General features: G+C 35.2%; 3 tRNA genes. All 3 read left to right on the forward strand.

The window, feature by feature from the left end:
- Window positions 1-129: 129 nt before the first annotated feature.
- A tRNA-Gly gene (locus ACYVEA_RS34890) sits at window positions 130-200 on the forward strand.
- A gap of 2 nt (window positions 201-202) precedes the next feature.
- Window positions 203-273, forward strand: a tRNA-Ala gene (locus tag ACYVEA_RS34895).
- Window positions 274-280: 7 nt separating this feature from the next.
- Window positions 281-353, forward strand: a tRNA-Phe gene (locus ACYVEA_RS34900).
- The last annotated feature ends 155 nt before the right edge of the window (window positions 354-508 follow it).

Raw genomic sequence — 508 nt, forward strand, 5'->3', positions numbered from 1 at the left:
ATCCGAGTGCTGGAATGGTAGACAGTGCAAGCTTAAGTTTTGCTGGTTAATAGCCGTGAACGTTCGAGTCCTTCCTCGGATAAGTATAAAATAAAGAAAAATTATACATTTACAATACTTTGTATTATAGCAACTGTAATTTAATGGTAAAATAATCAGTTTCCACCTGAAATTTATCGGTTCAATTCCGATTAGTTGTATAGGGGGTATAGTATAATGGTAATACGACTGGGTTGCATTTAGTCAATTTAGGTTCGATTCCTAATGTCTCCATTAAAAAGCCCGAGAAGCTCAATTGGTTGAGCGAGACACTGAAGCTGTCTAGGTTGTAGGTTCGAATCTTACCTCGAGCATAAAATAGTTTATCAATATTGAATAGGTGTGCTGAAATTGGTAGACAGGTTCTGTTTAGGCCAGAATGGTTTAAATACCATGCAAGTTCAAATCTTGCCATCTATATATTTAATATGTTGTCGACTAATGGGTAAGTCATAAATTTTTGGTATTT

It is taken from the genome of Spirosoma jeollabukense (assembly GCF_054777855.1).